This is a genomic window from Cupriavidus pauculus (genome assembly GCF_008801835.1).
GTDB classification, from domain to species: Bacteria; Pseudomonadota; Gammaproteobacteria; order Burkholderiales; family Burkholderiaceae; genus Cupriavidus; species Cupriavidus pauculus.
In genome coordinates, this window is record NZ_VZOW01000024.1 from 15,640 (window position 1) to 39,211 (window position 23,572).

Annotated in this window: 24 protein-coding genes; 20 read left to right on the forward strand and 4 right to left on the reverse strand. The window is 62.5% G+C overall.

Annotated elements, in window-relative coordinates:
* Positions 1 to 14: 14 nt before the first annotated feature.
* Together F7R19_RS20980 and F7R19_RS20985 are read left to right on the forward strand one after the other, a co-directional pair.
* Positions 15 to 2,096 (forward strand): acetate--CoA ligase family protein, encoded by a 2,082-nt coding sequence (locus F7R19_RS20980; protein ID WP_150981865.1) that lies wholly within the window; start codon positions 15 to 17, stop codon positions 2,094 to 2,096.
* Between the two features lie 101 nt (positions 2,097 to 2,197).
* Complete coding sequence (locus F7R19_RS20985; protein WP_061955875.1) at positions 2,198 to 2,974, forward strand: fumarylacetoacetate hydrolase family protein; 777 nt, start codon at positions 2,198 to 2,200, stop codon at positions 2,972 to 2,974.
* A 100-nt stretch (positions 2,975 to 3,074) separates the two neighbouring features.
* Here F7R19_RS20985 and F7R19_RS20990 read toward each other — a convergent pair whose 3' ends face one another.
* Both F7R19_RS20990 and F7R19_RS20995 read right to left on the reverse strand, forming a co-directional pair.
* The gene (locus tag F7R19_RS20990; RefSeq protein WP_061955873.1) at positions 3,075 to 3,392 is read right to left on the reverse strand and encodes an HAD family hydrolase; all 318 of its coding nucleotides are present in this window, start codon (positions 3,390 to 3,392) and stop codon (positions 3,075 to 3,077) included.
* A gap of 102 nt (positions 3,393 to 3,494) precedes the next feature.
* Complete coding sequence (locus tag F7R19_RS20995) at positions 3,495 to 4,460, reverse strand: LysR family transcriptional regulator (protein WP_061955871.1); 966 nt, start codon at positions 4,458 to 4,460, stop codon at positions 3,495 to 3,497.
* 214 nt (positions 4,461 to 4,674) lie between these two features.
* On the opposite strand from F7R19_RS20995, the gene oxlT (F7R19_RS21000) reads away from it, so the two are divergent.
* From oxlT (F7R19_RS21000) to F7R19_RS21020, 5 genes are all read left to right on the forward strand, one after another.
* Entirely contained in the window at positions 4,675 to 6,018 is a 1,344-nt protein-coding gene (gene oxlT, locus F7R19_RS21000; RefSeq protein WP_061955869.1) for an oxalate/formate MFS antiporter, read from the forward strand.
* A 36-nt stretch (positions 6,019 to 6,054) separates the two neighbouring features.
* The gene (locus tag F7R19_RS21005; protein WP_150981866.1) at positions 6,055 to 6,966 is read left to right on the forward strand and encodes a LysR family transcriptional regulator; all 912 of its coding nucleotides are present in this window, start codon (positions 6,055 to 6,057) and stop codon (positions 6,964 to 6,966) included.
* A gap of 248 nt (positions 6,967 to 7,214) precedes the next feature.
* The gene (locus F7R19_RS21010) at positions 7,215 to 7,436 is read left to right on the forward strand and encodes a hypothetical protein (protein WP_061955865.1); all 222 of its coding nucleotides are present in this window, start codon (positions 7,215 to 7,217) and stop codon (positions 7,434 to 7,436) included.
* A 629-nt stretch (positions 7,437 to 8,065) separates the two neighbouring features.
* On the forward strand, positions 8,066 to 9,400 hold the full coding sequence (oxlT, locus tag F7R19_RS21015; RefSeq protein WP_150981867.1) for an oxalate/formate MFS antiporter: 1,335 nt from the start codon (positions 8,066 to 8,068) through the stop codon (positions 9,398 to 9,400).
* 171 nt (positions 9,401 to 9,571) lie between these two features.
* The gene (locus F7R19_RS21020; protein WP_150981868.1) at positions 9,572 to 10,588 is read left to right on the forward strand and encodes a zinc-binding alcohol dehydrogenase family protein; all 1,017 of its coding nucleotides are present in this window, start codon (positions 9,572 to 9,574) and stop codon (positions 10,586 to 10,588) included.
* A 168-nt stretch (positions 10,589 to 10,756) separates the two neighbouring features.
* On the opposite strand, the gene F7R19_RS21025 is transcribed toward F7R19_RS21020, so the two are convergent.
* On the reverse strand, positions 10,757 to 11,662 hold the full coding sequence (locus tag F7R19_RS21025; protein ID WP_223506095.1) for an alpha/beta fold hydrolase: 906 nt from the start codon (positions 11,660 to 11,662) through the stop codon (positions 10,757 to 10,759).
* A 283-nt stretch (positions 11,663 to 11,945) separates the two neighbouring features.
* Positions 11,946 to 12,566 (reverse strand): TetR/AcrR family transcriptional regulator, encoded by a 621-nt coding sequence (locus F7R19_RS21030; protein WP_150981869.1) that lies wholly within the window; start codon positions 12,564 to 12,566, stop codon positions 11,946 to 11,948.
* 281 nt (positions 12,567 to 12,847) lie between these two features.
* Between F7R19_RS21030 and F7R19_RS21035 the strand changes: the two genes are divergently transcribed.
* The 13 genes from F7R19_RS21035 (at position 12,848) to F7R19_RS21095 (ending at position 23,572) form a co-directional block, all read left to right on the forward strand.
* On the forward strand, positions 12,848 to 13,231 hold the full coding sequence (locus F7R19_RS21035; RefSeq protein WP_084003942.1) for a helix-turn-helix domain-containing protein: 384 nt from the start codon (positions 12,848 to 12,850) through the stop codon (positions 13,229 to 13,231).
* A 387-nt stretch (positions 13,232 to 13,618) separates the two neighbouring features.
* On the forward strand, positions 13,619 to 14,947 hold the full coding sequence (gene hmgA, locus F7R19_RS21040) for a homogentisate 1,2-dioxygenase (protein WP_150981870.1): 1,329 nt from the start codon (positions 13,619 to 13,621) through the stop codon (positions 14,945 to 14,947).
* A 17-nt stretch (positions 14,948 to 14,964) separates the two neighbouring features.
* Positions 14,965 to 16,236, forward strand: coding sequence for a fumarylacetoacetase (gene fahA, locus F7R19_RS21045; protein WP_150981871.1), 1,272 nt, complete (start codon positions 14,965 to 14,967; stop codon positions 16,234 to 16,236).
* Positions 16,237 to 16,442: 206 nt separating this feature from the next.
* Entirely contained in the window at positions 16,443 to 17,204 is a 762-nt protein-coding gene (locus F7R19_RS21050; protein WP_150981872.1) for a beta-ketoacyl synthase chain length factor, read from the forward strand.
* Entirely contained in the window at positions 17,197 to 17,976 is a 780-nt protein-coding gene (locus tag F7R19_RS21055) for a lysophospholipid acyltransferase family protein (RefSeq protein ID WP_150981873.1), read from the forward strand. Before F7R19_RS21050 ends, F7R19_RS21055 begins: the two co-directional genes overlap by 8 nt.
* Positions 17,963 to 18,232 (forward strand): phosphopantetheine-binding protein, encoded by a 270-nt coding sequence (locus F7R19_RS21060; protein WP_061955851.1) that lies wholly within the window; start codon positions 17,963 to 17,965, stop codon positions 18,230 to 18,232. Before F7R19_RS21055 ends, F7R19_RS21060 begins: the two co-directional genes overlap by 14 nt.
* 46 nt (positions 18,233 to 18,278) lie before the next feature.
* Positions 18,279 to 18,539, forward strand: coding sequence for an acyl carrier protein (locus tag F7R19_RS21065; RefSeq protein WP_150981874.1), 261 nt, complete (start codon positions 18,279 to 18,281; stop codon positions 18,537 to 18,539).
* A gap of 12 nt (positions 18,540 to 18,551) precedes the next feature.
* On the forward strand, positions 18,552 to 19,109 hold the full coding sequence (locus F7R19_RS21070) for a COG4648 family protein (protein ID WP_061955847.1): 558 nt from the start codon (positions 18,552 to 18,554) through the stop codon (positions 19,107 to 19,109).
* The gene (locus tag F7R19_RS21075; RefSeq protein WP_150981875.1) at positions 19,102 to 20,781 is read left to right on the forward strand and encodes an AMP-binding protein; all 1,680 of its coding nucleotides are present in this window, start codon (positions 19,102 to 19,104) and stop codon (positions 20,779 to 20,781) included. Before F7R19_RS21070 ends, F7R19_RS21075 begins: the two co-directional genes overlap by 8 nt.
* Positions 20,778 to 21,530, forward strand: a complete 753-nt coding sequence (locus F7R19_RS21080) for a glycosyltransferase family 2 protein (protein WP_150981876.1) — start codon at positions 20,778 to 20,780, stop codon at positions 21,528 to 21,530. Before F7R19_RS21075 ends, F7R19_RS21080 begins: the two co-directional genes overlap by 4 nt.
* Positions 21,527 to 22,561 (forward strand): LpxL/LpxP family acyltransferase, encoded by a 1,035-nt coding sequence (locus F7R19_RS21085; RefSeq protein WP_150981877.1) that lies wholly within the window; start codon positions 21,527 to 21,529, stop codon positions 22,559 to 22,561. The genes F7R19_RS21080 and F7R19_RS21085 overlap by 4 nt, the downstream gene beginning before the upstream one ends.
* A complete protein-coding gene (locus F7R19_RS21090; protein ID WP_150981878.1) occupies positions 22,539 to 22,955 on the forward strand; it encodes an acyl-CoA thioesterase in 417 nt (138 codons plus the stop codon). The genes F7R19_RS21085 and F7R19_RS21090 overlap by 23 nt, the downstream gene beginning before the upstream one ends.
* On the forward strand, positions 22,952 to 23,572 hold the full coding sequence (locus F7R19_RS21095) for an outer membrane lipoprotein carrier protein LolA (RefSeq protein WP_150981879.1): 621 nt from the start codon (positions 22,952 to 22,954) through the stop codon (positions 23,570 to 23,572). Before F7R19_RS21090 ends, F7R19_RS21095 begins: the two co-directional genes overlap by 4 nt.

A 23,572-nucleotide genomic window follows, 5' to 3' on the forward strand; every position in this document is an offset into this window, starting at 1 on the left:
GATGGAGACCTGACATGGCACATAACAAGGATGCGGTACGCAAGATTCTTGCGACCGTCAAGGAGGAAGGGCGCAATGCGTTGACCGCGCCCGAAGGCAAGCTGGTTTGCGACGCCTATGGCATCACGGTGCCGGGAGAAGGGGTGGCCAAATCGCCCACGGGCGCCGTGGAACTGGCAACCAAGATGGGCTTTCCGGTGGTGCTCAAGATCGTGTCGCCGGACATCCTGCACAAGACCGAAGCCGGCGGCGTGCTGGTCGGATTGAAATCGGCCGCCGAGGTGGAGCAGGGCTATCGGACGATCGTCGATAACGCCAAGCGCTACAACGCCAATGCGGAAATCATCGGCGCCGTGACCGATCCGTCGTTCGGCAAGCTGGTGGCGTTTGGGCTGGGCGGCGTGCTGGTGGAAGTGCTCAAGGACATCACCTTCCGCATGGCGCCGGCCACCTACGACGATGCGCTGTCCATGCTCGATGGCATTGCGGCCGCCGAAGTGCTCAAGGGCGTGCGCGGCGCCGACCCCGCCAATCGCGAGGCGCTGGCCGGCATGATCCAACGTGTATCGGAACTGGTCAGCGACTTTCCCGAGATCTCGGAGCTGGACCTGAATCCGGTGTTCGCCAGCAAGGATGGCGCCATCGCGGCAGACGTGCGCATCGTGGTCGATTATTCACCGCAGCCCGAAAAATATCGGCCCAGCCAGGATGAAATCGTCCGCCAGATGAACCGCATCATGAAGCCCGATACGGTGGCGGTGATCGGTGCGTCGGCCGAAGACGGCAAGATCGGCAACTCGGTGATGAAGAATCTGATCAACAGCGGCTACCAGGGAAAGATCTACCCGATCCACCCCAAGGCCGAAGAGATCATGGGCATGACGGCTTACAAGAGCGTACTGGACGTGCCCGGCGATGTCGATGTGGCGGTGTTTGCCATCCCGGCCAAATTTGTCGCGCAGGCGTTGGAGGAGGTCGGCAAGAAGGGCATCCCGGGCGCCGTACTGATTCCGTCGGGCTTTGCGGAAACCGGCAACGTCGAAGGCCAGGACGAAATCGTCGCCATTGCGCGCAAGCACAATATCCGCCTGATGGGCCCCAACATCTACGGCTTCTATTACACGCCGAAGAACCTGTGCGCCACGTTCTGCACACCTTACGACGTGAAGGGCAAGGCCGCGCTGTCGTCCCAGTCGGGCGGCATCGGCATGGCCATCATCGGCTTTTCACGCTCGGCGAAGATGGGCGTGTCCGCAATCGTCGGGCTGGGCAACAAGTCCGATATCGACGAGGACGATCTGCTCACGTTCTTCGAGCAGGACGACAACACCGAGATCATTGCGCAGCATTGCGAGGATCTGAAAGACGGCCGCTCGTTCGCCGAGGTGGCGCGGCGCGTATCGAAGAAGAAGCCGGTGGTGGTGCTCAAGGCGGGACGCACCAGCCTGGGCGCGCGCGCTGCCAGTTCGCACACCGGCGCGCTGGCAGGCAACGACAAGATCTACGAGGACGTATTCAAGCAGGCAGGAGTGATCCGCGCCAGGTCGCTGCGAGATCTGCTGGAATTCGCGCGGGGCATTCCGAAGCTGCCGACGCCTAAGGGCGAAAACGTCGTGATCATCACCGGTGCGGGCGGCTCTGGCGTGCTGCTGTCCGACGCCTGTGTCGACAACGGCTTGTCGCTGATGACCATGCCTGACGATCTGGACGCCGCATTCCGCAAGTTCATTCCCCCGTTCGGGGCCGCGGGCAATCCGGTGGACATCACCGGCGGCGAGCCGCCCTCGACCTACAAGAACACGATCAAGCTCGGCCTCGAGGATCCGCGCATCCACGCGATTATCCTTGGCTACTGGCACACCATCATCACGCCGCCGATGGTGTTTGCGAAGCTGGTGATCGAAGTGAAGGAGGAAATGGCCGCACGGGGCATCGAGAAGCCAATCGTCGCGTCGCTTGCCGGCGACGTACAGGTCGAAGAGGCCGCCGAGTATCTGTACGAGCATGGCGTGCCTGCCTATGCCTACTCGACGGAAATCCCGGTGGCCGTGCTGGGTGCGAAGTACAAGTGGGCGAGGGGGGCGGGCAAGATCTGATGCGCGCAGCCGCGCTGGCATGACGGATCGGTAGTCGGCCCTCAACGGAACAGCTATCCGTTGAGGGCTTTTGTTTTCGCACAAGCGTACAAGGAGAGCCCATGCAGCAAGTCTGGATTCGATTCCGCAGTCCTCGCGGCGGTGTCAGTTTCGGTCGCGTGGAAGGCGATCGCGTGATCGTTTTCGACGGTCCACCCTATGCGGACCCGATGCCTACGGGCGCGGTGCTGCCGCGTGCCGAGCTGCAGCTGCTTGCGCCCTGCGAGCCCGGAAAGATCGTTGCGCTGTGGAACAACTTTCATGCGCTGGCGCGAAAGCTGGAAAAGCCGGCGCCGCTGCATCCGCTGTTTCTGATGAAGCCCGCCACTTCGCTGGCGGGGCCGGGCGACGCCATCGTGCGGCCTCCCAGCTATCGCGGCAAGATCGTCTACGAGGGCGAGCTTGGCATCGTCATTGGCAGGAAATGCCGCAACGTCAGCGTGTCCGAGGCGGCGTCATGCATCTTCGGCTATACGGTGGTGAACGATGTTACCGCTGCGGAGCTCATCGCGGAGGACCCCAACTTTCCGCAATGGACGCGTGCGAAGGGCTATGACACGTTCGGCTGCCTGGGTCCGGCCATCGTCACGCATTTCGACTGGCGCAGCGCCAGCGTGGTGACGCGGCTCGATGGCGCGGAGCGGCAGAATTATCCGCTGTCGGACATGATCTTTTCGCCCGAAGAACAGGTCAGCCGGATCTCGCAGGATCTCACGCTGATGCCAGGCGATGTGATCGCGGTCGGGACGTCGTTGGGCGTGGGATCGATGAAGGACGGCGCCGTGGTCGAGGTGTCGATCGACGGCATCGGCGCGCTGGTGAACCACGTCAAGGGATGAACGACGAGAGGAAAAGCAGCAAGGGCCCGTGCGGGCCCTTTTTGATCGTGGCGCTTTCAGTACCGCCGGGTCGCCGGCCGGCACATCGCGTAGTTTGCTGTCAGTTCATGCCCATGCCGTCCTTGGCTTTCATGTACTCGTTCTTCTTGTCGAAGATGAGCTGGCTGAGGAACGGCGCATCATAGGCATGGAGCAGATGCGCGTGATATTCCTCGATATAGCGCGTGACGCGGGTCTTTTCGCATTCGATGCCGCACAGCCAATCGAACATCGGCATGTCCCAGCGAAAGCGCAGCCCAAGCTCGGCGAACGCGGCGTTGTAGGCTGCCAGATGGACTTCACGATCATGGCGTTGCGTGTCGGTGCTGGCCGGGGAGGTTGCGGTGAAGGCAGGCGCGTCGGACTGGACGTGGTTCATGATCGTCTCCTGAAGTTGCACTCATGGTGAGCCGTGGTATGTGTGCAGCTTAGGCGGCGAGAACGATTTACGATAATTAAAGTTTCAGCTAAAAATCATAAGTCATTGCTTATGGATGGAATGACTTGCCAGGCGCGGCCGGATCAGGCCTTCTACGCCGGTAATCTGCTGGATCAGCGTGTGACCTTCTTCCATCAGGAAATGCTTGAACGCGAGCGCCACCGGCGGCAGCCGCTTGTTCTTGCGATGGACCACGTACCAATTCAGCATAACCGGAAAACCTTCGATATCGAGCACAGCCAGCTTGCCCGTCTGCAACTCCAGCCCCACGGTATGCGCGGACAGAAAGGCGATGCCCATGTTGGCGATGACGGCTTGCTTGATGGTCTCGGTGCTCTTGATTTCCATCGCGATGCGCAAGTTCGACAGCCGGCCTGCGAAACCTTCCTGCATCGAGTTCCAGGTGTCCGATCCCTTCTCGCGCGAAACGAACGCTTCTTCTGCAAGGCCGGCCAACGGAATGTTGCGCTGCCCGACCAGCGGGTGATTGGGTGCTGCCACGATGACATAAGGGTGCGGCGCAAACGACTCCGCGATGGTGTCAATGCCCTCGGGCGGGCGCACCATGACCGCCAGATCAGTCAGATTTCCCGCCAGCTGATGTAATAATTCTTCGCGATTGTGCACTGCAAGATTTAAAGTCACCGCATCATGGCGATTCATGAATTCCGCAAGCAGGCGCGGAAAGAAATAGTCGCCCGCACTGATCACCGCGACATTCAAACGGCCTCCGGAAATACCCTTAAGCTGGGCCATCGCATCTTCGGCTTCACGAAATTGCTGAATGATGCTGCGGCTGTAGTGGAGCATCTCCGTGCCGGCCGGCGTGAGGTAGATGCGTTTGCCAAGCTGCTCGAACAGGGGCAGACCCACGTGATGCTCCAACTGCCGAACCTGTGTGGAAACAGCGGGTTGGGTGAGATGCAGCTCCTCGGCAGCGCGTGAAAAGCTCAAGTGACGGGCCACCGTTTCGAACACTTTCAGCTGGCGCAGCGTGGCATTTTTCATTGCACGAGTTCCTGCAATCTATAAAGGATCGTCAATGATCATAATAAAAAACTTTATGCCGTGCTGATCTAAGTTTGAAGTAGCATCAATTCACGAATACAACGTGCCGCAATGTCAGGCGCGCTCATTCAGTAGTGAAAGTCGGGCGTCCCCCAAGGCCAGCCCACACCTCGCGCCGCAGAGCGCGAATGACACTAATGCAAGGAGACACGACATGGCGCACACCGATGCGACAGGCCCCGTTGCGGGCGATTCCAATGGTGGCCTGCTCCGCAACCGCTGGTTCCAGCTCTTTATCGGCGTCCTGTGCATGGGCCTGGTGGCGAACCTCCAGTACGGCTGGACGCTGTTCGTCACGCCGATGAATGCCAAACATCACTGGGGCGACTCTGCGATTCAGGTCGCCTTTTCCATTTTTATCGTCACCGAGACCTGGCTGGTGCCATTGGAAGGCTGGCTGGTGGACCAGTTTGGGCCGCGTCCCGTGGTCGCGGTCGGCGCGATCTGCGCGGGCCTCGCGTGGGTGATGAACTCGTACGCGACTTCCTTGCCGATGCTCTATGCCGCCGCGGTCATCGCCGGTATCGGCGCCGGCGGCGTGTATGGCACCTGCGTGGGCAATGCGTTGAAGTGGTTTCCGGATAAGCGCGGTCTTGCGGCGGGACTGACGGCGGCTGGCTTCGGCGCGGGCTCGGCGCTGACCGTGATCCCCATCGCCAACATGATCCAGAAATCGGGATACGAACATGCGTTCCTTACCTTCGGCATCCTGCAGGGCGTACTGATCTTTGCCATGGCGATGCTGCTGGTGAGGCCGCAGCCGCCGAAGGGCGCCCGCGCGAACAAGGCCAATCTGACCAACCCGGTCGAGTTCACGCCGGGCCAGATGGTGCGCACGCCGGTGTTCTGGGTGATCTACGTGTCGTTCGTCGCGGTGGCCGCCGGCGGCATCATGGCGACCGCGCAACTGGGTCCCATCGCCAAGGATTTTGGGTTTGCCACGATGCCGGTGACCATGCTCGGATTTACGCTGCCACTGCTGACGATGACCCTGTCGATCGACAATCTGTGCAACGGCCTGACACGTCCGTTGTGCGGATTCATCTCGGATCGCATCGGCCGGGAAAACACGATGTTCGTGATTTTTATTGGCGAAGGGCTGTCCTTGATCGGCCTTATGGAATTGGGTCAGGACCCCTACTGGTTCATGTTTTTCGCCGCGCTGACGTTCCTGTTCTGGGGCGAGATCTTTTCGATTTTCCCGGCGCTGTGCGCCGATACATTCGGCAGCAAGTTCGCTGCGGCCAATGCCGGTACGCTCTACACCGCCAAGGGAACGGCCGCGCTACTGGTGCCGCTGGCGTCGGTGCTGTCGCATCAGGGCGGCTGGAACCTCGTTTTCAGCGTGGCGGCGTTCATGACCGTGGCGGCGGGATTGTCGGCCAAATTCCTGTTGCAGCCGATGCGCCGGCGCTTTATCACCGGGCACGCCAGCGCGCAGCCTGTCAGCGATACGGCCGCGTACCTGGCTGGTTTTTCGGCCGGCAAAGGCGAATAAAAACATCGGCAGACCCTGCCAGCAAGGAGCGGCACCATGAATGTTTCGCTTCCGCAATTGAAGGCGTTTGCGGCCGTGGCGCGACAGAAAAGCTTTACGCGCGCCGCTGCCGAACTGGGCCTCACGCAATCGGCCATCAGCCGCAGCGTGCGCGAGCTTGAAGAAGAAATCGATCAGCGGCTGTTCGACCGCACAACACGGCAGGTGGAACTGACCGATGCCGGCGAAACGCTCTCGCAGCGCATCTGCCATCTGATCGAGGAAGTCGAACAGACCCTGCGCGAAAGCCATGGCACCGGCAAGCCGTGCCAAGGGACGGTGCAGATCGCGACCGATCCTGTGCTGTCATCGATGAGCGTGCCGATTTGGGTGGCGGGGTGCCGTAAGGCATGGCCTGGAATCGGCATCACACTGCGGGACCGTTCGCATGAATGCGTGTTGCAGAGTGTCCGTAGCGGCGAAGTCGACTTCGGCATTGCCAGCAATCCCGCACCTTGTGATGACTTGTATTGCGAACCGCTTTGCGCTGATCCGCTGCAGGCGGTGCTGCCAGCGGATCACCCGCTGGCCTCACGTGAATCGCTCGGCTGGGGCGAACTGGCCGATGCCGCGGTGCTGACGCTCGATCACAGTTCGGGTGTGCAGCCAGCCGTGGAGGGCGCGCTTTCCACTTACCACGTGAGACCAGGATCGCTGCAGTTGCTGGGGCATTTCGCAGCGATCTTCGGCATGGTCGCCATGGGGCTTGGCATCGGCATCGTACCGTCGCGGTCGCTGGCGAGCGGCATCGCACCCGCCGCGGTGCTTCGCCCACTGCGGCCGCAGGTAGCGTCCAACGTGGTGCTGGTGCGCCGCAAGGCGCGCTCATTGAAGCCGAACGCCGCTGCTGTGTGGGATAACCTGCGGGCACAGGAATACGACCATGCGCTGCTGAAGAAAGTGGGGTAGGGTGATGAACGCCTTTCACGTGCCGCAGCGCTACAACGCCGGAAGTGGGCAGCACACCACCTAGCGTAGGGTCGACCAGCGACTTTTAAGGATCTTGCTCCGTCCTTTGCGGCGGCTGACGCACCCTCACGGGTGCGTTGTCGTTTTAGAGCGAACACTCTCGTGATATACCACATACAGAATATTTACAGACCTCGCAGTGCAGCATATAATGAATTCACCTTGATCTTCATCACTTAGGAGTTTTCATGAACGCCACGCTGCTTTCCCTCGCCGCCCTTGGTCTGATCTCGTTGGGCGTGACCGTTACCTATGTCCTGGCCACGTTCGTCCCGATGGGCTTGCTGACCACGGCACAGGACCATGGTCGCTTTGCAGGATTGGGTTCCACCGAGGACGCCTCCGGCATCGGCAGCATTGGCGGGTCAGTATCCGACGCCGTTCTGCAGCCCCGTTTCCTGCACGCCTGATCGCCGGATTCCCGGCACATCGTGCCGTACTGAGTCGTTTTGTTCAGAGCCTTGTAGCGGCCGGCAATACTGAACAATTTGCAGCATCCCCATTCCCACGGCCGTTTTCTCCTTTCCCCCGCCATATCCCGGACCGCGCACACCGCCGCGGCATGACGTCTAGCGTTTCCCATACATTCCTGCCATTCCCTTCGCATATGAATGCGAAGCGATTCAACGGCATTAGCGGTGAATTCGACTGAGATGATGTCTCAGGATTTTCCCTAGGCAGGGCGGGTTGCTACGCGCAAGCCAGCGTCGTCTCGCGTCGAGGTCGCTCGCGACATTGATGTTGGGCTGGCATCTAACTCATTGATACGCAATGTCGGGTATCTGGTGGCAGCCGGGCATTTCATGCGGCGAGCGCACCAGTCGCGAAAACGGCGTAAATCCCTGCATTTCAAATGTCTGCACGACATATCAGGTAGCCATCCGAATCGGCTTGACATGGTTGATATACCACATACTGTATAGCACTAGAACGACTCAGTCGTTCGAAGTCAGCGAACGCAGCAGTGGCAAAAACACAGAGGCATCGCATGCAGATGCCCATTCCACAACGGCAGTCACAACTGCCAGAAGGAGACACCATGGAAAGTCAGCAAAGCGCCGGCGGCGCCGGTACGCCAACGTCCTGGTATTCATCGCCATGGACGCAGCTTGTATTTGGTGTGATTTGCATGGCAATGATCGCCAATATGCAGTACGGCTGGACCCTGTTCGTCAATCCGATCGACGATAAATATCACTGGGGCCGCACCGCCATCCAGGTGGCGTTCACGATTTTTGTGGTCACGGAAACGTGGCTGGTGCCGATCGAAGGGTATCTGGTCGATAAATATGGGCCGCGTCCGGTGGTGGTAGGTGGCGGACTGCTATGCGCGATTGCCTGGGTGCTCAATTCGATGGCCTCGTCATTGCCGATGCTTTATTTCGCCGCGGCAGTGGGTGGCGTGGGCGCCGGCGCTGTCTATGGCACCTGTGTGGGCAATGCGCTGAAATGGTTTCCCCATCGCCGCGGGTTGGCTGCAGGGCTGACTGCCGCGGGGTTTGGCGCTGGCTCGGCACTGACCGTGGTGCCCATCGCCAATATGATCAAAAGCAGCGGTTACGAAGCCACGTTCCTGTATTTCGGGCTGGGGCAAGGCATTATCGTCGTGCTGCTGGGCATGATGCTATTACCGCCGTCGGTGAAGATCCTGTCCGATGTGAAAGCCACGCTCAAGGCTGCCGCGACCTATAACGCCTCACCGCGCCAGGTATTGTCTTCACCGATTTTTTGGGTGATGTACGCGATGTTCGTGATGATGGCGGCCGGCGGCCTGATGGCAACCGCCCAGCTTGGCCCGATCGCGAAGGATTTCGGGTTGCACGATTCGCCCGTTTCGATTCTTGGGCTGACCCTGCCGGCGCTGACATTCGCACTAACGATCGACCGCGTCCTCAATGGCTTGACGCGCCCGTTCTTCGGTTGGGTTTCGGACAATATCGGTCGCGAAAACACCATGTTTCTGGCATTCGCGGTGGAGGCGGTCGGCATTCTGCTGCTGGCAAAATATGGGCAGAATCCCACGCTGTTCGTGATCCTGACCGGTATCGTGTTCTTTGCCTGGGGCGAAATCTATAGTCTTTTTCCCGCGACCTGCGGCGACACTTTCGGTCCGAAATTTGCCGCCACCAACGCGGGTATGCTTTATACGGCCAAAGGTACTGCCGCGCTGCTGGTGCCTTTTTCGAGCGTGATCACAGCGGCCACCGGCGATTGGCATGCGGTCTTCATGCTGGCCTCGGGCATGGCGGCAATCTCCGCGCTGATGGCGATTTTCCTGCTCAAGCCGATGCGCGAGGCTCATGCAAAAAAGTTCGTCCAGGACAATTCGACGGCGTCGATGGGCTATCGCCCGGTGCCTGATGACCTGACCTGACCCGAAATCCGCAAATATGATGGCCCGCCGTGTGCGGGCTTTTATGCTTCTCGATTGTCAGAAAATTCAGGAAAGTGATTGCGATATTTTCCTGCTTATCATTTGAGTATAGGGCGACTACGATGCAGGCATCGCATTGATCAACTGGCGCGTTGCCAAAGGATGCCCGACATGAAAGCCATCGGCCTGACCCAATACCTTCCGATTTCCAATCCACAGTCGCTCGTCGATATCGAGATCGACAAGCCCGAAGCAACCGGTCACGATTTGCTGGTCAAGGTGGAAGCCATTGCCGTGAACCCGGTGGACACCAAGGTGCGCGCACCGAAGGACAAGATCGAAAATCCGCCGCGCGTGCTGGGCTGGGATGCGGCAGGCACGGTGGTCGCGGTCGGTTCGGAAGTGACGCTGTTCAAGGTGGGCGATCCGGTGTTTTATGCGGGCAGCATTACCCGCGCCGGCGCCAACAGCGAATTCCATTTGGTTGATGAGCGCATCGCTGGCCACAAGCCGGCGACGCTCGATTTCGCCCAGGCTGCGGCGCTGCCGTTGACCGCCATTACCGCGTGGGAAGCATTGTTCGATCGTCTGGGCATCTCGCCGAAGGGTGAGGATGCCGGTAAATCGGTGCTGATTATTGGCGGCGCCGGCGGCGTCGGCTCCATCGGTATTCAACTTGCCAAGGTGCTGGCGGGAATGACGGTTATCGCGACGGCGTCGCGTCCCGAATCCGAAGCGTGGTGCCGCCGCCTGGGCGCCGACCACACCATCGATCATCGTCAGGACATGCCGTCGCAACTTCGCGCACTGGGCTTCGCGCACGTCGACTATATCCTTTGCTTCAACGATACGGATCGCCATTTCAAGGCAATGTCCGAGGCTATCGCACCGCAGGGCAAGATCTGCTCGATCGTCGAAAATGCGGGACCGTTGGCCATCGGCGACCTGAAAAGCAAGAGCGCTACCTTTGTTTGGGAATTCATGTTCACGCGCGCCATGTTCCAGACGCCCGACATGATTGCTCAGCATCGCCTGCTTAACGAGGTGGCGCGGCTGATCGATGCCGGCAAGCTGCAAACGACCGTTGGCGATAACCTCGGGAAAATCAACGCCGAAAACTTGCGCCGTGCTCACGCTTTGCTGGAGGGCGGTCAGACCATCGGCAAACTGGTTTTGCAGGGATTTTGAATCAGCCTGATTCGCAATTAACTGCCGAGCAGCGCGCGCAACCAAGAAAAAGGGCCGAGACAGCTGAGGCTGTCCGGCCCTTCAAATAAGACCGCTCACAGAGCCAGAGGGTGAGAACACGCGGGACGGGACCTGCATCGCGAATGCCTCCGTCCTGCGTTTTCCCCGTCAACTGTCCATTTGCTCCAGATGCGGGGTCGCCGCGCGAGGCAGGGCGGGCCGTTCGCCGAGATTCCGCACAAACGCGGCGATACGGCCGATCACGGCATCGTCGCGCAGAATACGTCGGTGCCCCAGGCCATTCGTCGTCATCAACTTTGCGTCAGGCCAGGCGCCGGCAATGGCGGCGCCGTCTTCCCAGCGCACTTCCTTGTCGGTGCGATCGTGAATGATCAGCGCCGGAGGAACAGGACGTGTACGGCCCACGTCGGGCACATTGAACGAGGACCAGCTTGCGCCGAGCCATTGCTCGCTGCGCCGTTGCATGCGCGAAAGGATATGCGGCGCAATGCCGAGCTGCCACGCCAGCGCGGAGCATGCGTCGTGCATGTCCGCGGGCGATCCGATCATGACCACACCGCGCACGGGTAGGCCTTCGCGGATGGCCAGCGCCGCAGCCGCACCGCCCAGCGAATGGGCGATCACGCAATGCACCGGCCCGACATGCCATGCCACGGCGAGCAGCGAGCGTGCCATTTCCAGTGCGGAGGTTTGCTGCGGACCTTGCGCGCCAGCGTCGGAAGCGCCGTGCGACAGCGCGTCGAATGCCACCACACGCATGCCGGCCGCCAGCAGCCCCTTCACGACCGCATGCCATTGGCCAGCATTGCCGCCCCAGCCATGCGCGAGGAGGGCGATCGGCCCCTTGCTGCCCCATCGATAGACACGTACCCGACGACTTCCGCCCTGACCGGTGACCAGCGCCCATTCGGTGCGCGCGGTATCGAGCAGCCGCAGGCCTTCGGCGCTTGGCTTGCCACGGGGCGGGGTGAACCACAGGCGTTCCAGCGCGCGCGATGTGGCGACGGGGAAGAACAGGCTGCCCGCTTGCCAGCGCAGCCGGCGCCAGGCCATCGCGGCGGATTCCAGGGCAGTCTTGCGCGGCTGACTGGGGCTGCGCGGAAGTGTTTCCGTTTGGATGGGTTGAGATGCTGATGGCAATACTTGCGACACGACGAACACCTCCAACTGATATTTTTTGGCCCCAGATCGGTGATTGACTCGCAGGCCCATCATTTTTTGTAATTTAAGACCGACCAGTCGTGCTATTTTCTGTGCAAGAAAAGGCGGCAATCGTGCCTTTGGATACACTGCGCCGCGGTATGGGGAGACGACAGCCGGGGGAACCGCGCAGCCTTCAATTTCCCGCCATGGCCGCCTCGGCGCGATTCTCCTTCACGTCATTGACCAGCCGTGCAAATGCGCGTTGCGCCATTGCCTCGGCATCGCTGCGTCCCATCAATCTGAACGACGACTGGAACGACATGCCAATGCCCGACATCTCGAACGCAAACTGACGCGGGTCGGTGTCGCGCCGCAATTCGCCCTCGTCGACCGCATCGACGACGACGCGCACGATGGTACTGTGCCAATCCTTGAACGCCTGAACAAGCTTGTCCCGTATGGCGCCGGGACGATCTCGATATTCCTGCGACAGCGTCATGAACACGCAGCCGCCTTCGATCGCCGTACCGCCCAGCCACGCCATATAGCCTTTGAACAGCATTTCCATGCGCGGGATACCGCGTCGTTCCCGCATCGCCGGCTGCACCACGAGTTCCGAGAATCGCTCCATGGCGCGCGCCAGCACAGCCTCTTGCAAGGCCTCTTTAGACTTGAAGTGCGCGTACAGGCCGCTTTTCGACAGATTCGTGTCAGCGGCAAGCGTGGCCAGGGACAACTGGTCGAAACCCACTTTCGTGGCCGATTGCAGTGCCCGGTCGATAATCGCGGCGCGCGTGGAATTTCCCTTTTGCATGGACGCAGAATAGCACGACCGGTCGGTTTGTCAACTTGCCTTGTGTCGCACATGGACGATACTGATGTGACGTCAACGCAAAGCGGGCAATGTCGTTATGTGGGGGCGGAGGAGGAAGTTGTGCTTTATCCGTCTTCTGGATGAGAGTCCGGGACGCGAGATGGGGCCATCATAAGAAATCTGTAAAAGTGTTCCACAACAGACCTTACGGAACGCTTTACGTGCTCTATACTCGAATGCACGTCCGCGCACTTTTTTTTCACTGGTGACTGGAGACCGACATGAACAGTACAGCCGTGCCAAGAGGCGCTAGCGAACCGTTCCGGCAACTGCGGGCGTTGCGTCGAGCGCGCAAGCTCAAGCAGGAGGACGTCGCCCGTAAGGCCGGGATTTCCCGGGAGGCTTATCTGCGCGCCGAATCGGGTCAAGCTGATCCGCGCATGTCTACCTTCCTGGCGGCTTGCGAGGCGCTGGGCCTGGAAGTCGTACTCGCCCCGCAGCATCTTGCGGCCGACGTCAACGCGTTCATTGCCAGCCGTAACGGCGGCGTGACAGCTGCCTCGATGGCTGGCCAGCCAGCCGCTTCGCAGGCGCAGCCCGCCTCGCCGTCTCCCGGTGGATTTGGATCGGGTCCCACGTCGGGCGAAGGCCACAAGCCTGTCTGATTGATTCACCGGAATCCGTGGCGGACGGCCTGGCCTGTTCCGCCACGGTTCTTGCGGGCATCGTCTGCCGATGCCCTTGGCGCTTTCACGTGCCGCCTCGACCCCTACCGCATCCCCAGCGGTAGGTGGTCGCCATTCCGCGACGCCTCGCTGCGCCTTTCGCGCGCCATCCCTTGTCTAGCCCTGTTCCTGACCGCGCGGTCTTTGATCGAATGCGTTCGCCATTGCTCGTCTATCGTAATTGGGGTTTGACTTGCCGCAATGTCGTGGATTACGATTTGGTGAATCGATTTTATAATTCGTAATTGTGGGTGGCTACGTCGCGAAGATGCGCCACCGTCGCACGGCGTGCCGGCGCAAACCGGCAAGGTGTGAGAGGAAGACTTCATGACACAAGCACATTTGCAGACGGCTGATACGCAATTGGCCGCATACATGAGCGGGTTCGCCAATGAATTCGCGACAGAGGCGTTGCCGGGAGCGCTGCCAGTCGGACGCAATTCCCCGCAACGCGCGCCTTATGGCTTGTATGCCGAACAGATTTCCGGCACCGCGTTCACCGCGCCGCGCGCCCATAACCGTCGTTCGTGGCTTTATCGGATCCGCCCGGCGGCCATGCACAAGCCCTTCGCGCGCATGGATTCGCCGCGCTGGCTGAGTCATTTCGACGAAGTGCCGCCGTCTCCGAATCAGATGCGCTGGAGTCCGCCGCCGATGCCCTCGGTGCCGACCGATTTCATCGACGGCATCGTCACTATGGCCGGCAACGGCGGCCCGGAGGCGCAGACCGGCTGCGGCATCCACCTGTATCTCGCCAACCAGTCGATGCAGGACCGCTTCTTCTACAACGCCGACGGCGAAATGCTGATCGTGCCGCAGGAAGGCCGTTTGCTGATCGCCACCGAAATGGGACGTCTGACCGTGGAACCGCAGGAGATCGTCGTGATCCCGCGCGGCGTCCGTTTTCGTGTCGATTTGCCCGATGGCCAGGCGCGTGGCTATATCTGCGAGAACTTTGGTGCGCTGTTCAAGTTGCCGGACCTCGGCGTGATTGGCTCGAACGGCCTTGCCAACCCGCGCGATTTCCTGACGCCCGTGGCCAGCTATGAAGACCGCGAAGGCAAATTCGAACTTGTGGCGCGATTCCAGGGCAACCTGTGGCGCGCCGAGATCGATCACTCGCCGCTCGATGTCGTGGCGTGGCATGGCAACTATGCGCCGTACAAGTACGATTTGCGCCACTTCAACACGATTGGGTCGATCAGCTACGACCATCCCGACCCGTCAATTTTCCTGGTGCTGCAATCGCCCTCGGACACGCCCGGGGTCGACACCATCGATTTCGTGATTTTCGGGCCGCGCTGGCTGGCGGCGCAGGATACGTTCCGCCCGCCCTGGTTCCACCGCAACATCGCCAGCGAATTCATGGGACTGATCGCGGGCGTCTACGATGCCAAGGCTGACGGCTTCGCACCGGGCGGCGCCAGCTTGCACAACTGCATGAGCGGTCATGGCCCCGACGCGCAGACGTTCGAACGCGCGAGCGTGGCCGATACCAGCGTGCCCCATCAGATCGCCGACACCATGGCGTTCATGTTCGAGACCCCGGGCGTGATTCGCCCGACCCGCTATGCGGCCGATTCGGCGCTGCTGCAGCATGATTACTACACGTGCTGGCAGGGCCTGAAAAAGCATTTCAACCCCAACGTGCGCTGATTCGGAGTATCACCACAATGACTGCCCCCCATTCCAGCTGGGTGACGTCGGCCAACGACGGCCTGACCCATTTTCCGCTGCAGAACCTGCCATACGGTGTGTTTTCGACTGCCAGCGGCGCGCCGCGCGTTGGCGTGGCGATCGGCGACCAGGTCGTGGATCTGGCTGCGCTCGATGAAGCCGGGTTGCTGCCCGTAGCGGCCAAAGGCGCATTTGCGCAGGCCAGTCTCAATCGCTTCATTGCGCTGGGCAAGCCGGTCTGGTCGGAAACGCGTGCGCGCTTGCGTGCACTGTTGTCCGCGGACGACGCTCTGTTGTCGGCCAATGCGACGCTGCGCAGCAAGGCGCTGTTGCCAATGTCGACGGTGACGCTGCATCTGCCGGTGGAAATCCCCGGCTACACCGATTTCTATTCGTCACGCGAGCACGCCACGAACGTCGGACGCATGTTCCGCGATCCCGAAAATGCGCTGCTGCCAAATTGGCTCGAAATCCCGATCGGCTACAACGGGCGCGCCAGTTCGGTGGTGGTCAGCGGTACGCCGTTGCGTCGCCCGAACGGCCAGATCAAGCTGCCCAATGAGGCGCGGCCGGTTTTCAGCGCCTGCAGAAAACTGGACTACGAACTGGAAATGGCGTTTATCGTCGGCAAGCCGTCCGCACTCGGTGAACCGATCGGCACAGCGGATGCGCCGGACCATATGTTCGGCATGGTGATCCTGAACGACTGGAGCGCACGCGATATCCAGCAGTGGGAATACGTGCCGCTTGGCCCGTTCAACAGCAAGGGGTTCGGCACCTCGATCTCCCCTTGGGTGGTGACGATGGACGCGCTGGAACCGTTCCGGCGCGACAATCCCGTCCAATCGCCAGAGCCGCTCGCTTATCTGCGGCAACAGGGCCGCAACGCCTACGACATCTCGCTTGAAGTGGCGTTGACGCCCGCCGGCGCGCCGTGCCCGACGACGGTATGCCGCACCAATTTCAAGGCGATGTACTGGACCATGGCGCAGCAGCTGGCGCATCACACGGTGTCGGGCTGCAACGTGCGGGTAGGGGACCTGATGGGATCGGGCACGATCAGCGGCACGACCGCCGATTCCTGCGGGAGCCTGCTCGAAACCACCCGCAACGGCGCTGAGCCGGTGACGCTGGCTGGCGGGGTCGAGCGTGGCTTCCTGGAAGATGGCGACACCGTGACCATGACGGGGTGGTGCCAGGCAGACGGATATCGCGTGGGATTCGGCGAAGTCAGCGGGCAGATCCTGCCGGCAATCGTCACAGCCTGAGGCGGTCCGCCGGCCTTTGCGGCCGGCGCCGGAAGTAGCGGAAAGCACGGACCCGGTAAACTGCCGGGTCTGTTTGTTACACTTTTGCATTCTAGTTACCTTCTGGCACAGCCCGCCAATGCGCGCGCATGGGAGAATGCGTCGCCGACCAGATATGGAAAAAAGCTGGCGGCTGGACAGGTCATTATTCTCCCCACGCGCACGGCATGGCACTTCAATTCGACATTCGCGCATGGGCGGCCTGTGCGCCGGCACTGCAGACGCACGCCGACTGGCAGGCATGGAGCCAGGCTCCGTGGCTGCCACAGGGTGCCGATCTGCCTGCGCTTGCGGCGATGGCGCCGATGTTGCGCCGTCGCGTCAACGCGATCGGACGTGCCGCGCTGCACCCTGCCTATGACACGGCGGCCACGGACGAGGCGCTTGACAGCGCCGGTAGTGGCCAGACGCCGGCCGTTTTCGCTTCCCGCCACGGCGATTCTCATCGCGCCTACGAAATGCTGTGCGAACTGGCGGCGGACCAGCCGCTGTCGCCCACCGCATTCGGTCTGTCGGTCCACAACGCCATTGGCGCGCTGTTTTCGATCGATCGTGCCGATACCGCCAATGTGCAGGCGATAGCGGGCGGACGCGACACCGTCGAGACCGCCATCGTTGAAGCCTGCGGCTTGCTGGCCGATGGTGCCGACGAGGTGCTGGTCGTCTGCTACGATGCGCCGCTGCCCGGCCCGTACAGCAGTTTCATCAACGAGCCGCAGGCACTGTTTGGCTGGGCCTGGCGGATTGGCCGGCCCGGGAGTGGCTCCGCGTCCTTTTCGCTCGATATCGTCGGCGCGCACCGTTCGACCGACGCGACGCGTCCATTGCTTCCCCATGGTCTCGACGTGCTGCGCTTCATGCTCTCCGGCGAGCCGACGCTGCTGCATCGCGGCGAACAGGCCGAGTGGAGGTGGCTGCGGCATGGCTGAGCATCTCGACCGCTTCTGGCGCGTGCTGGCCACGGGCCTGTGTTTCGTCGTTTTTGGCGCCGGCGCGCTGCTGATCCGGGCGCTGGTTTTCCCGCTGCTGGCGCTGGCGCCATGGCCCGCCGGCCGACGCCAGCAGATCTGCCGGGACGTGGTTCACTACGCGCTGCGGTGCTTTCTGTGGCTGATGGCCGCCGTCGGCGTGATCCAGTATGACGTCCGCAACGGTGAGCGCCTGCGCCGCGGCGGCTTGCTGATCGTGGCGAATCATCCGTCGCTGATCGACGCCGTCTTCCTGATGGCGCTGACGCGTGGCGCCGATTGTGTCGTCAAGGCCGATCTGGCCAGCAACCCGTTTACGCGCGGCGCCGTGCGCGCGACCGGCTGGATCCGCAACGACTGCGGCGGCGCCGCGATGGTTGACGACTGCATCGCGTCGTTGCGAGCCGGCAGCAGCCTGATCATTTTTCCGGAAGGCACGCGTACGCACCCCGGCGCGCCCCTGCGGCTGCAACGTGGCGCCGCCAACGTGGCAGTGCGCGGCGGCTTCGATCTGACGCCCGTGGTGATTCATTGCGAGCCGCCTACGCTGACAAAAGGCGGCAAGTGGTATCGCGTGCCGTCGCGCCGTCCGCGCTTCGTGATCGACGTCCATCCCGACATCGAGGTCGCCCGCTGGGTGCCCGACGGGCTGGAGGCCGTGCAGGCGGTGCGCCGGCTGACCCATTCACTATCCGACTATTTTTCGAGGGAGATCCGTCGTGAACGCGCTTGAACAGGAAATCAAGGAACTCATCATCACTTCCCTGTCTCTTGAAGACATCAAGCCCGACGATATCGACGCCGAAGCGCCGTTGTTCGTGGAAGGGCTGGGGCTCGATTCCATCGACGCACTGGAACTCGGTCTGGCGCTGCAGAAGAAGTACGGCGTCACCATGAAGGGCGACAAGGAGGAAATCCGCGCCCGTTTCGCCAGCGTATCGACGCTGGCTGCTTTCATTGCATCGCAACGCGGCCGGGCAACGATCTGAGCCGCCGATGACAGTAGATTCTTGGCGGGGGAATACGGAGCAATCCATGACGCATGACGAAATCTTTGCACGCGTGAAGGCGGTGCTCGAACAGATGTTCGAGATCGCGCCCGAGCTGATCACGCTTGACGCACGCCTCTACGACGATCTCGATATCGACAGCATCGACGCCGTCGACCTGCTGGTCCGCCTCAAGCCGCTGTTCGCCCAGCCGCTGAAGCCCGAGCAGTTCAAGTCGGTGCGGACGGTGCGCGACGTCGTGCACACCGTGGCAAGACTGATCGATTCCTCGGCGACGACTGCCTGACACCGGACACCTATGGCCTGGCGCAAATGGGGGCTGGGGCTGCTGACGCTGGCCTATCCGCTCGTCATCTATGTTGGCTTGACGCACTACTCGCCGCGCGTGATGGCGCTGGCGCTGCTGGCGCTGGCCGCGTTGCGCGCCGGCACCAGCCGCGAGGCGGGCTGGCGTGCCATGGCGTGGCTGGCCTGCGCGCTGGCGGCCGTGGTCGCCATAACGGACCATGCGCTGCCGCTCAAGCTGTATCCGGTGCTGGTCAATCTGGCGATGCTGGGCGTGTTCGGCTGGAGCCTGCGACATCCGCCGACACTGGTCGAACGTCTGGCGCGCATGCGCCAGCCCGATCTGCCGCCGGACGGTGTGCGCTATACGCGCCGCGTCACGCAGGCCTGGTGCGTGTTCTTTGTCTGTAACGGGGCGATTGCCGCCGTGACGGCGCTGGCCGCCAGCGATCGCGTCTGGGCGCTGTACAACGGCGCCATTGCCTACGGCTTGATCGGCGCGATGTTTGCCGGTGAATGGATTGTGCGGCAACGCGTCATGGCGCGTCATGCGGAGAGCCGCCATGGTTGAACGCATGCGCGGCATCGCGACCGCAATGGATCGACTGGCGACGCAGCCGGAGCATGCCGATTTCGTCGCGCAAGCGGCCGCGTGGCGACAGGCGTTTGCTGGCCAGCCCGGCAAGCGCTGGGCGCTGTATCTCGACAGCACAATCGACTTTGCCGCCGCATTGCTGGGCGCTTGGCACGCCGGCAAGCATGTGGTGCTCCCCGGCGATACGCGCCCGGAAACGCTCGACGCGTTGCGGCCTGCCGTCGACGGCATGGCTGGCGGCCTTCCGCAAGGCCTGCGGCCCGTCCCGCTCTCGGCCGCGTCCGCGCTGGCGTGGCCGCCGCTGTCCGCCCGCGATACGGGGGTCACGCTGTTCACCTCGGGATCGACCGGCGTGCCGCTGGCCCTGGACAAGCGCCTGGCGCAGTTGGACGCCGAAGTGCGTGCGCTGGAGCAGGCGTTCGGCGCAGCGATTCCGTCGCAGGCGCGTGTTCTGGCAACGGTTTCGCATCAGCATATCTATGGGCTGTTGTTCATGGTGCTGTGGCCGCTGGCAGCGGGGCGCGCCGTGCCCCACGCGCGGCTCGCATTCCTTGAAGAAGTGGTCGAGCGGTGCGTGCGGGACACGACCCCCGCCGTGCTGGTCAGCAGTCCCGCACATCTGAAACGCATGCCGGCGATGCTCGACTGGCCCGCCACGCGAGGCGTGCTGTTCGCGGCATTCTCGTCGGGTGGCCCGCTGCCGGCGGAGGCAGGCAACGATGTGCTCCGTCATACCGGACTGTCGCCAATCGAGGTGTTCGGCAGTTCCGAAACCGGCGGCATTGCATGGCGCCAGCGCACGATGCATGACGACAAATGGACGCCGCTGCCAGGCGTGGCGTGGCGCTTGCAAGAGGGGCATCTTGCCGTGCGCTCCGCGCATTTGCCGGACGATGCGTGGTTCGTCTGCGCGGACCGCGCCTTGCCCACGCGCGACGGCTGTTTCGTGCTGGCGGGCCGCGCGGACCGCATCGTGAAGATCGAGGAAAAGCGTGTGTCGCTGATGCAACTGGAGCAGCAGCTTGGCGGGCTGCCATGGGTGGCCGAGGCGCGCGTGGCAATGCTCGACACCGCCGTGGGGACCCGCGTCGGCGCCGTGGTGGTGTTGAGCGATGTCGGACGCGAGCAGTTCGACACGCACGGTCGCGCGAGTATCATTCGGGCGCTGCGTGATGCGCTGGGCGCTGTCGCGGATCCGCTGGCGCTGCCGCGGCGCTGGGTTTTCGCACCGCAGTTGCCGTGCAATGCCCAGGGCAAGACCACCGAGGCGATGCTGCGGGAACTGCTCCGCAAGACGCTGCCCGCGGTGCGCTGGCTAGAAGCCGATGCCGCGTCGGCGCTTGCCGAACTAGACATTGCCGACGATCTGGCGGTATTCGACGGTCATTTTCCCGGCATGCCGGTGGTGCCTGGCGTGGCGCAACTCGATTGGGTCATGACGCTGGCGCCGCAGCGGCTGGACGTTCCGCCGCGAGCGCATTTCGCACGGATCGACGCACTGAAATTTCAGGCTGCGATCCGCCCCAACGCCACGATCCGCATGGCGCTGACGTGGCGCGCGCAAGCCAGCACGCTGGATTTTCGACTCACCTCTCACGCCGGCTCGCATGCGAGCGGCAAGATCATTTTTCACACTGCTGCGTCATGACCGCCGTTTTTCGTCCCATCGTGCTGGTTCCGGTCTACGACCACGAGCATGCCATTGGCGCCATGGTAGAGGCGATCCTGCGGCATCCGTGGCCCTGCCTGCTGGTCGACGACGGCAGCGGCCCGGCGTGCCGCCAGGTGCTGCGCGAGATTGCGGATCGGCATCCCGACCGCGTGCTGCTGGAGCGCTTGCCAAGCAACCAGGGCAAGGGTGCGGCAATGATGCGCGGTTTCCGTGTGGCTGCCGAGCTCGGCTACACGCATGTGCTGCAGATCGATGCGGACGGGCAGCACAACGCCGACGACATTCCACAGTTCCTCCGCCTGGCGCAGGAGAATCCCGGCGCAGTCGTGTCTGGCTGTCCGGTCTACGATCACACGGTGCCGCGCCATCGCTTTTACTTCCGTTACCTGACGCATATCTGGGTGTGGGTGACCACGCTGTCGCTTGATATTCGCGATTCCATGTGCGGGCTGCGCGCGTATCCGCTCGATGCGGTGATCGCGCTGATGGATACCGTCCAGCTCGGCCGGCATATGGAATTCGATACCGAAATCATCGTGCGGCTGTATTGGCGTGGCACGCCCGTCATCAACGTGCCGACGCGTGTCACGTATCCCACTGACGGCGTGTCGCATTTCCGGCTGCTGCAGGACAACGTGCTGATGACGGGCATGCTCGCCAAGCTCACGCTGGGCATGCTGTGGCGCATGCCGTCGCTGCTGTGGCGCAAGGTGAGGGCGGCATGAGCATCGCCCATCCCGATACCGCGCAGCGCAAACCGCGACGCCCGCGCGCGCAACACTGGAGCATGATCGGCGAGTCCACGTGCGTCTGGGGCATCTGGCTGCTATACGCGCTCTACCGCGTGTTCGGTCGCTTTCTGTTCCGTGCCGCGATGCTGCCGGTGGTGCTGTATTTCTGGCTGGCCTATCCGCTGGCGCGCCGCTCGTCGATGGAGTATCTGCAGCGCCTGGAAAGCGTTACGGGCGCCCTCGGCCAGCGGCCGACGTGGCGGCATTCCGTGCGGCATCTGTTCTCGTTCGGCGATACGATCCTGGACAAGCTGCTCGCGATCGGCCGGCATTATCGATTCGATCGCGTGAGCAAGGAAGGCGCTGACGTGCTGCTGCGTCAGATCGCCAGCGGGCAGGGCGGCATCATCATGACCGCACACGTCGGTTGCCTGGAGCTATGCCGGGCGATGGCCAATCGCATCGACGGGCTGCGGGTGACCGTGCTCGTCCACACCGCCCATGCGCAGCGGTTCAACCGGATCCTGGCGCGGCTCGATCCCGAGTCGACCCTTCAGCTCTACCAGATCGACGATATTTCGCCCGCCACCGCGCTGGAACTGGCCGCCAAGATAGAGGCAGGCGAGTTCGTGGCGATTGCGGGCGACCGCACGCCGGCTCACGGCGGCCGGGCCGTGCGTGTGCCATTCCTCGGTGCGCCGGCGCGTTTTCCGGTCGGGCCTTATGTGCTGGCTGCGTTGCTGAAATGCCCGTTGTTCGCCATGGGATGCGTGCGCCAGGGCGACGGCCATCTGATCCGCTTCGCTGAACTCGAGCGCAACGTGACGTTGCCGCGCGCTGCACGAGAGGCGCGATTTGCCATGCTGGCGCGGCGCTACGCGGGCTGGGTGGAAGGGCTCGTGGCGTTGTCGCCGTATGACTGGTTCAACTTCTACGATTTCTGGGCCGACGACCCCATCAGCGTCGGCCGGCTGGAACCGCAGCAGACGCAACGGGAGCGCCATGCCGAACGTACTGAGTCATGAAATCTCGCTGACGCCGGCCTTTCACGATCTGGATCCGATGGACGTGGTCTGGCATGGCAACTATCTGCGTTACTTCGAACAGGCCCGCTGCGCGCTGTTGCAGCGTATCGACTACGACTATCCGCAGATGCGCGATTCGGGCTACGCGTGGCCAATCGTCGACCTGCGCGTGAAGTACGTGCGCCCGCTGCACTATGGCCAGACGGTGGTGGTGCGCGCGACATTCGTGGAATGGGAGAACCGCTTGAAAATCGCATACGAGGTACGCGACGCCGCAACAGGCGAGCGGCTGACACGCGGGCATTCGATCCAGGTGGCCGTGGATTTGCGCACGCGCGAGATGCAGTACGTGAGTCCGCCGGTATTGCTGCAACGTCTTGGTGTGACGCCATGATGCGCCGCCATGCATTGGGCGTGATCGCCGCGCTGGCATGCCTTGCCGCCGCGCCGCTGCACGCCGAGGACCTGGCCGCGGCGGTGGCGGCACGACTGACCGATGCGCCGGTCATTCGCGGCCAGTTCGAACAAACGCGCCGCTTGGCGGGCTTCAGCCAGCCGCTGGTTTCACGCGGCGATTTCGTCGTAGCGCGTGGTCGCGGCGTGGTGTGGACCACGCGCGAGCCCGTGCCGTCAAGCCTGCTGGTGAGTCCGGACCGGCTGGTTGTGCGCGGTGCGGACGGCAAGATCCAGCAGCAGATGCAGGCCGATGCGCAGCCGGCAATGCGGATTGTCGGCGAGTCGATGATCGCCATGCTGCGCGGCGATTTCCGCGCGCTGTCGTCGCGCTTCGACGTGACGGGAAAGCTGATCGGCAAGCAGGCGTGGACGCTCACGCTGACACCGACAGATGCCGGCACGCGACGCGTCTTCGCTCGCATCGAACTGTCAGGTGACCAGTTCGTGCGCAATGTAAAGCTGGAGGAGGCGAGTGGCGACAGTAGCGTCGTGAAGATGATCGATCCCGTGGCGGCAAAACAGCTGGACGCGTCGGAGGCACAACGCTTTGAATGA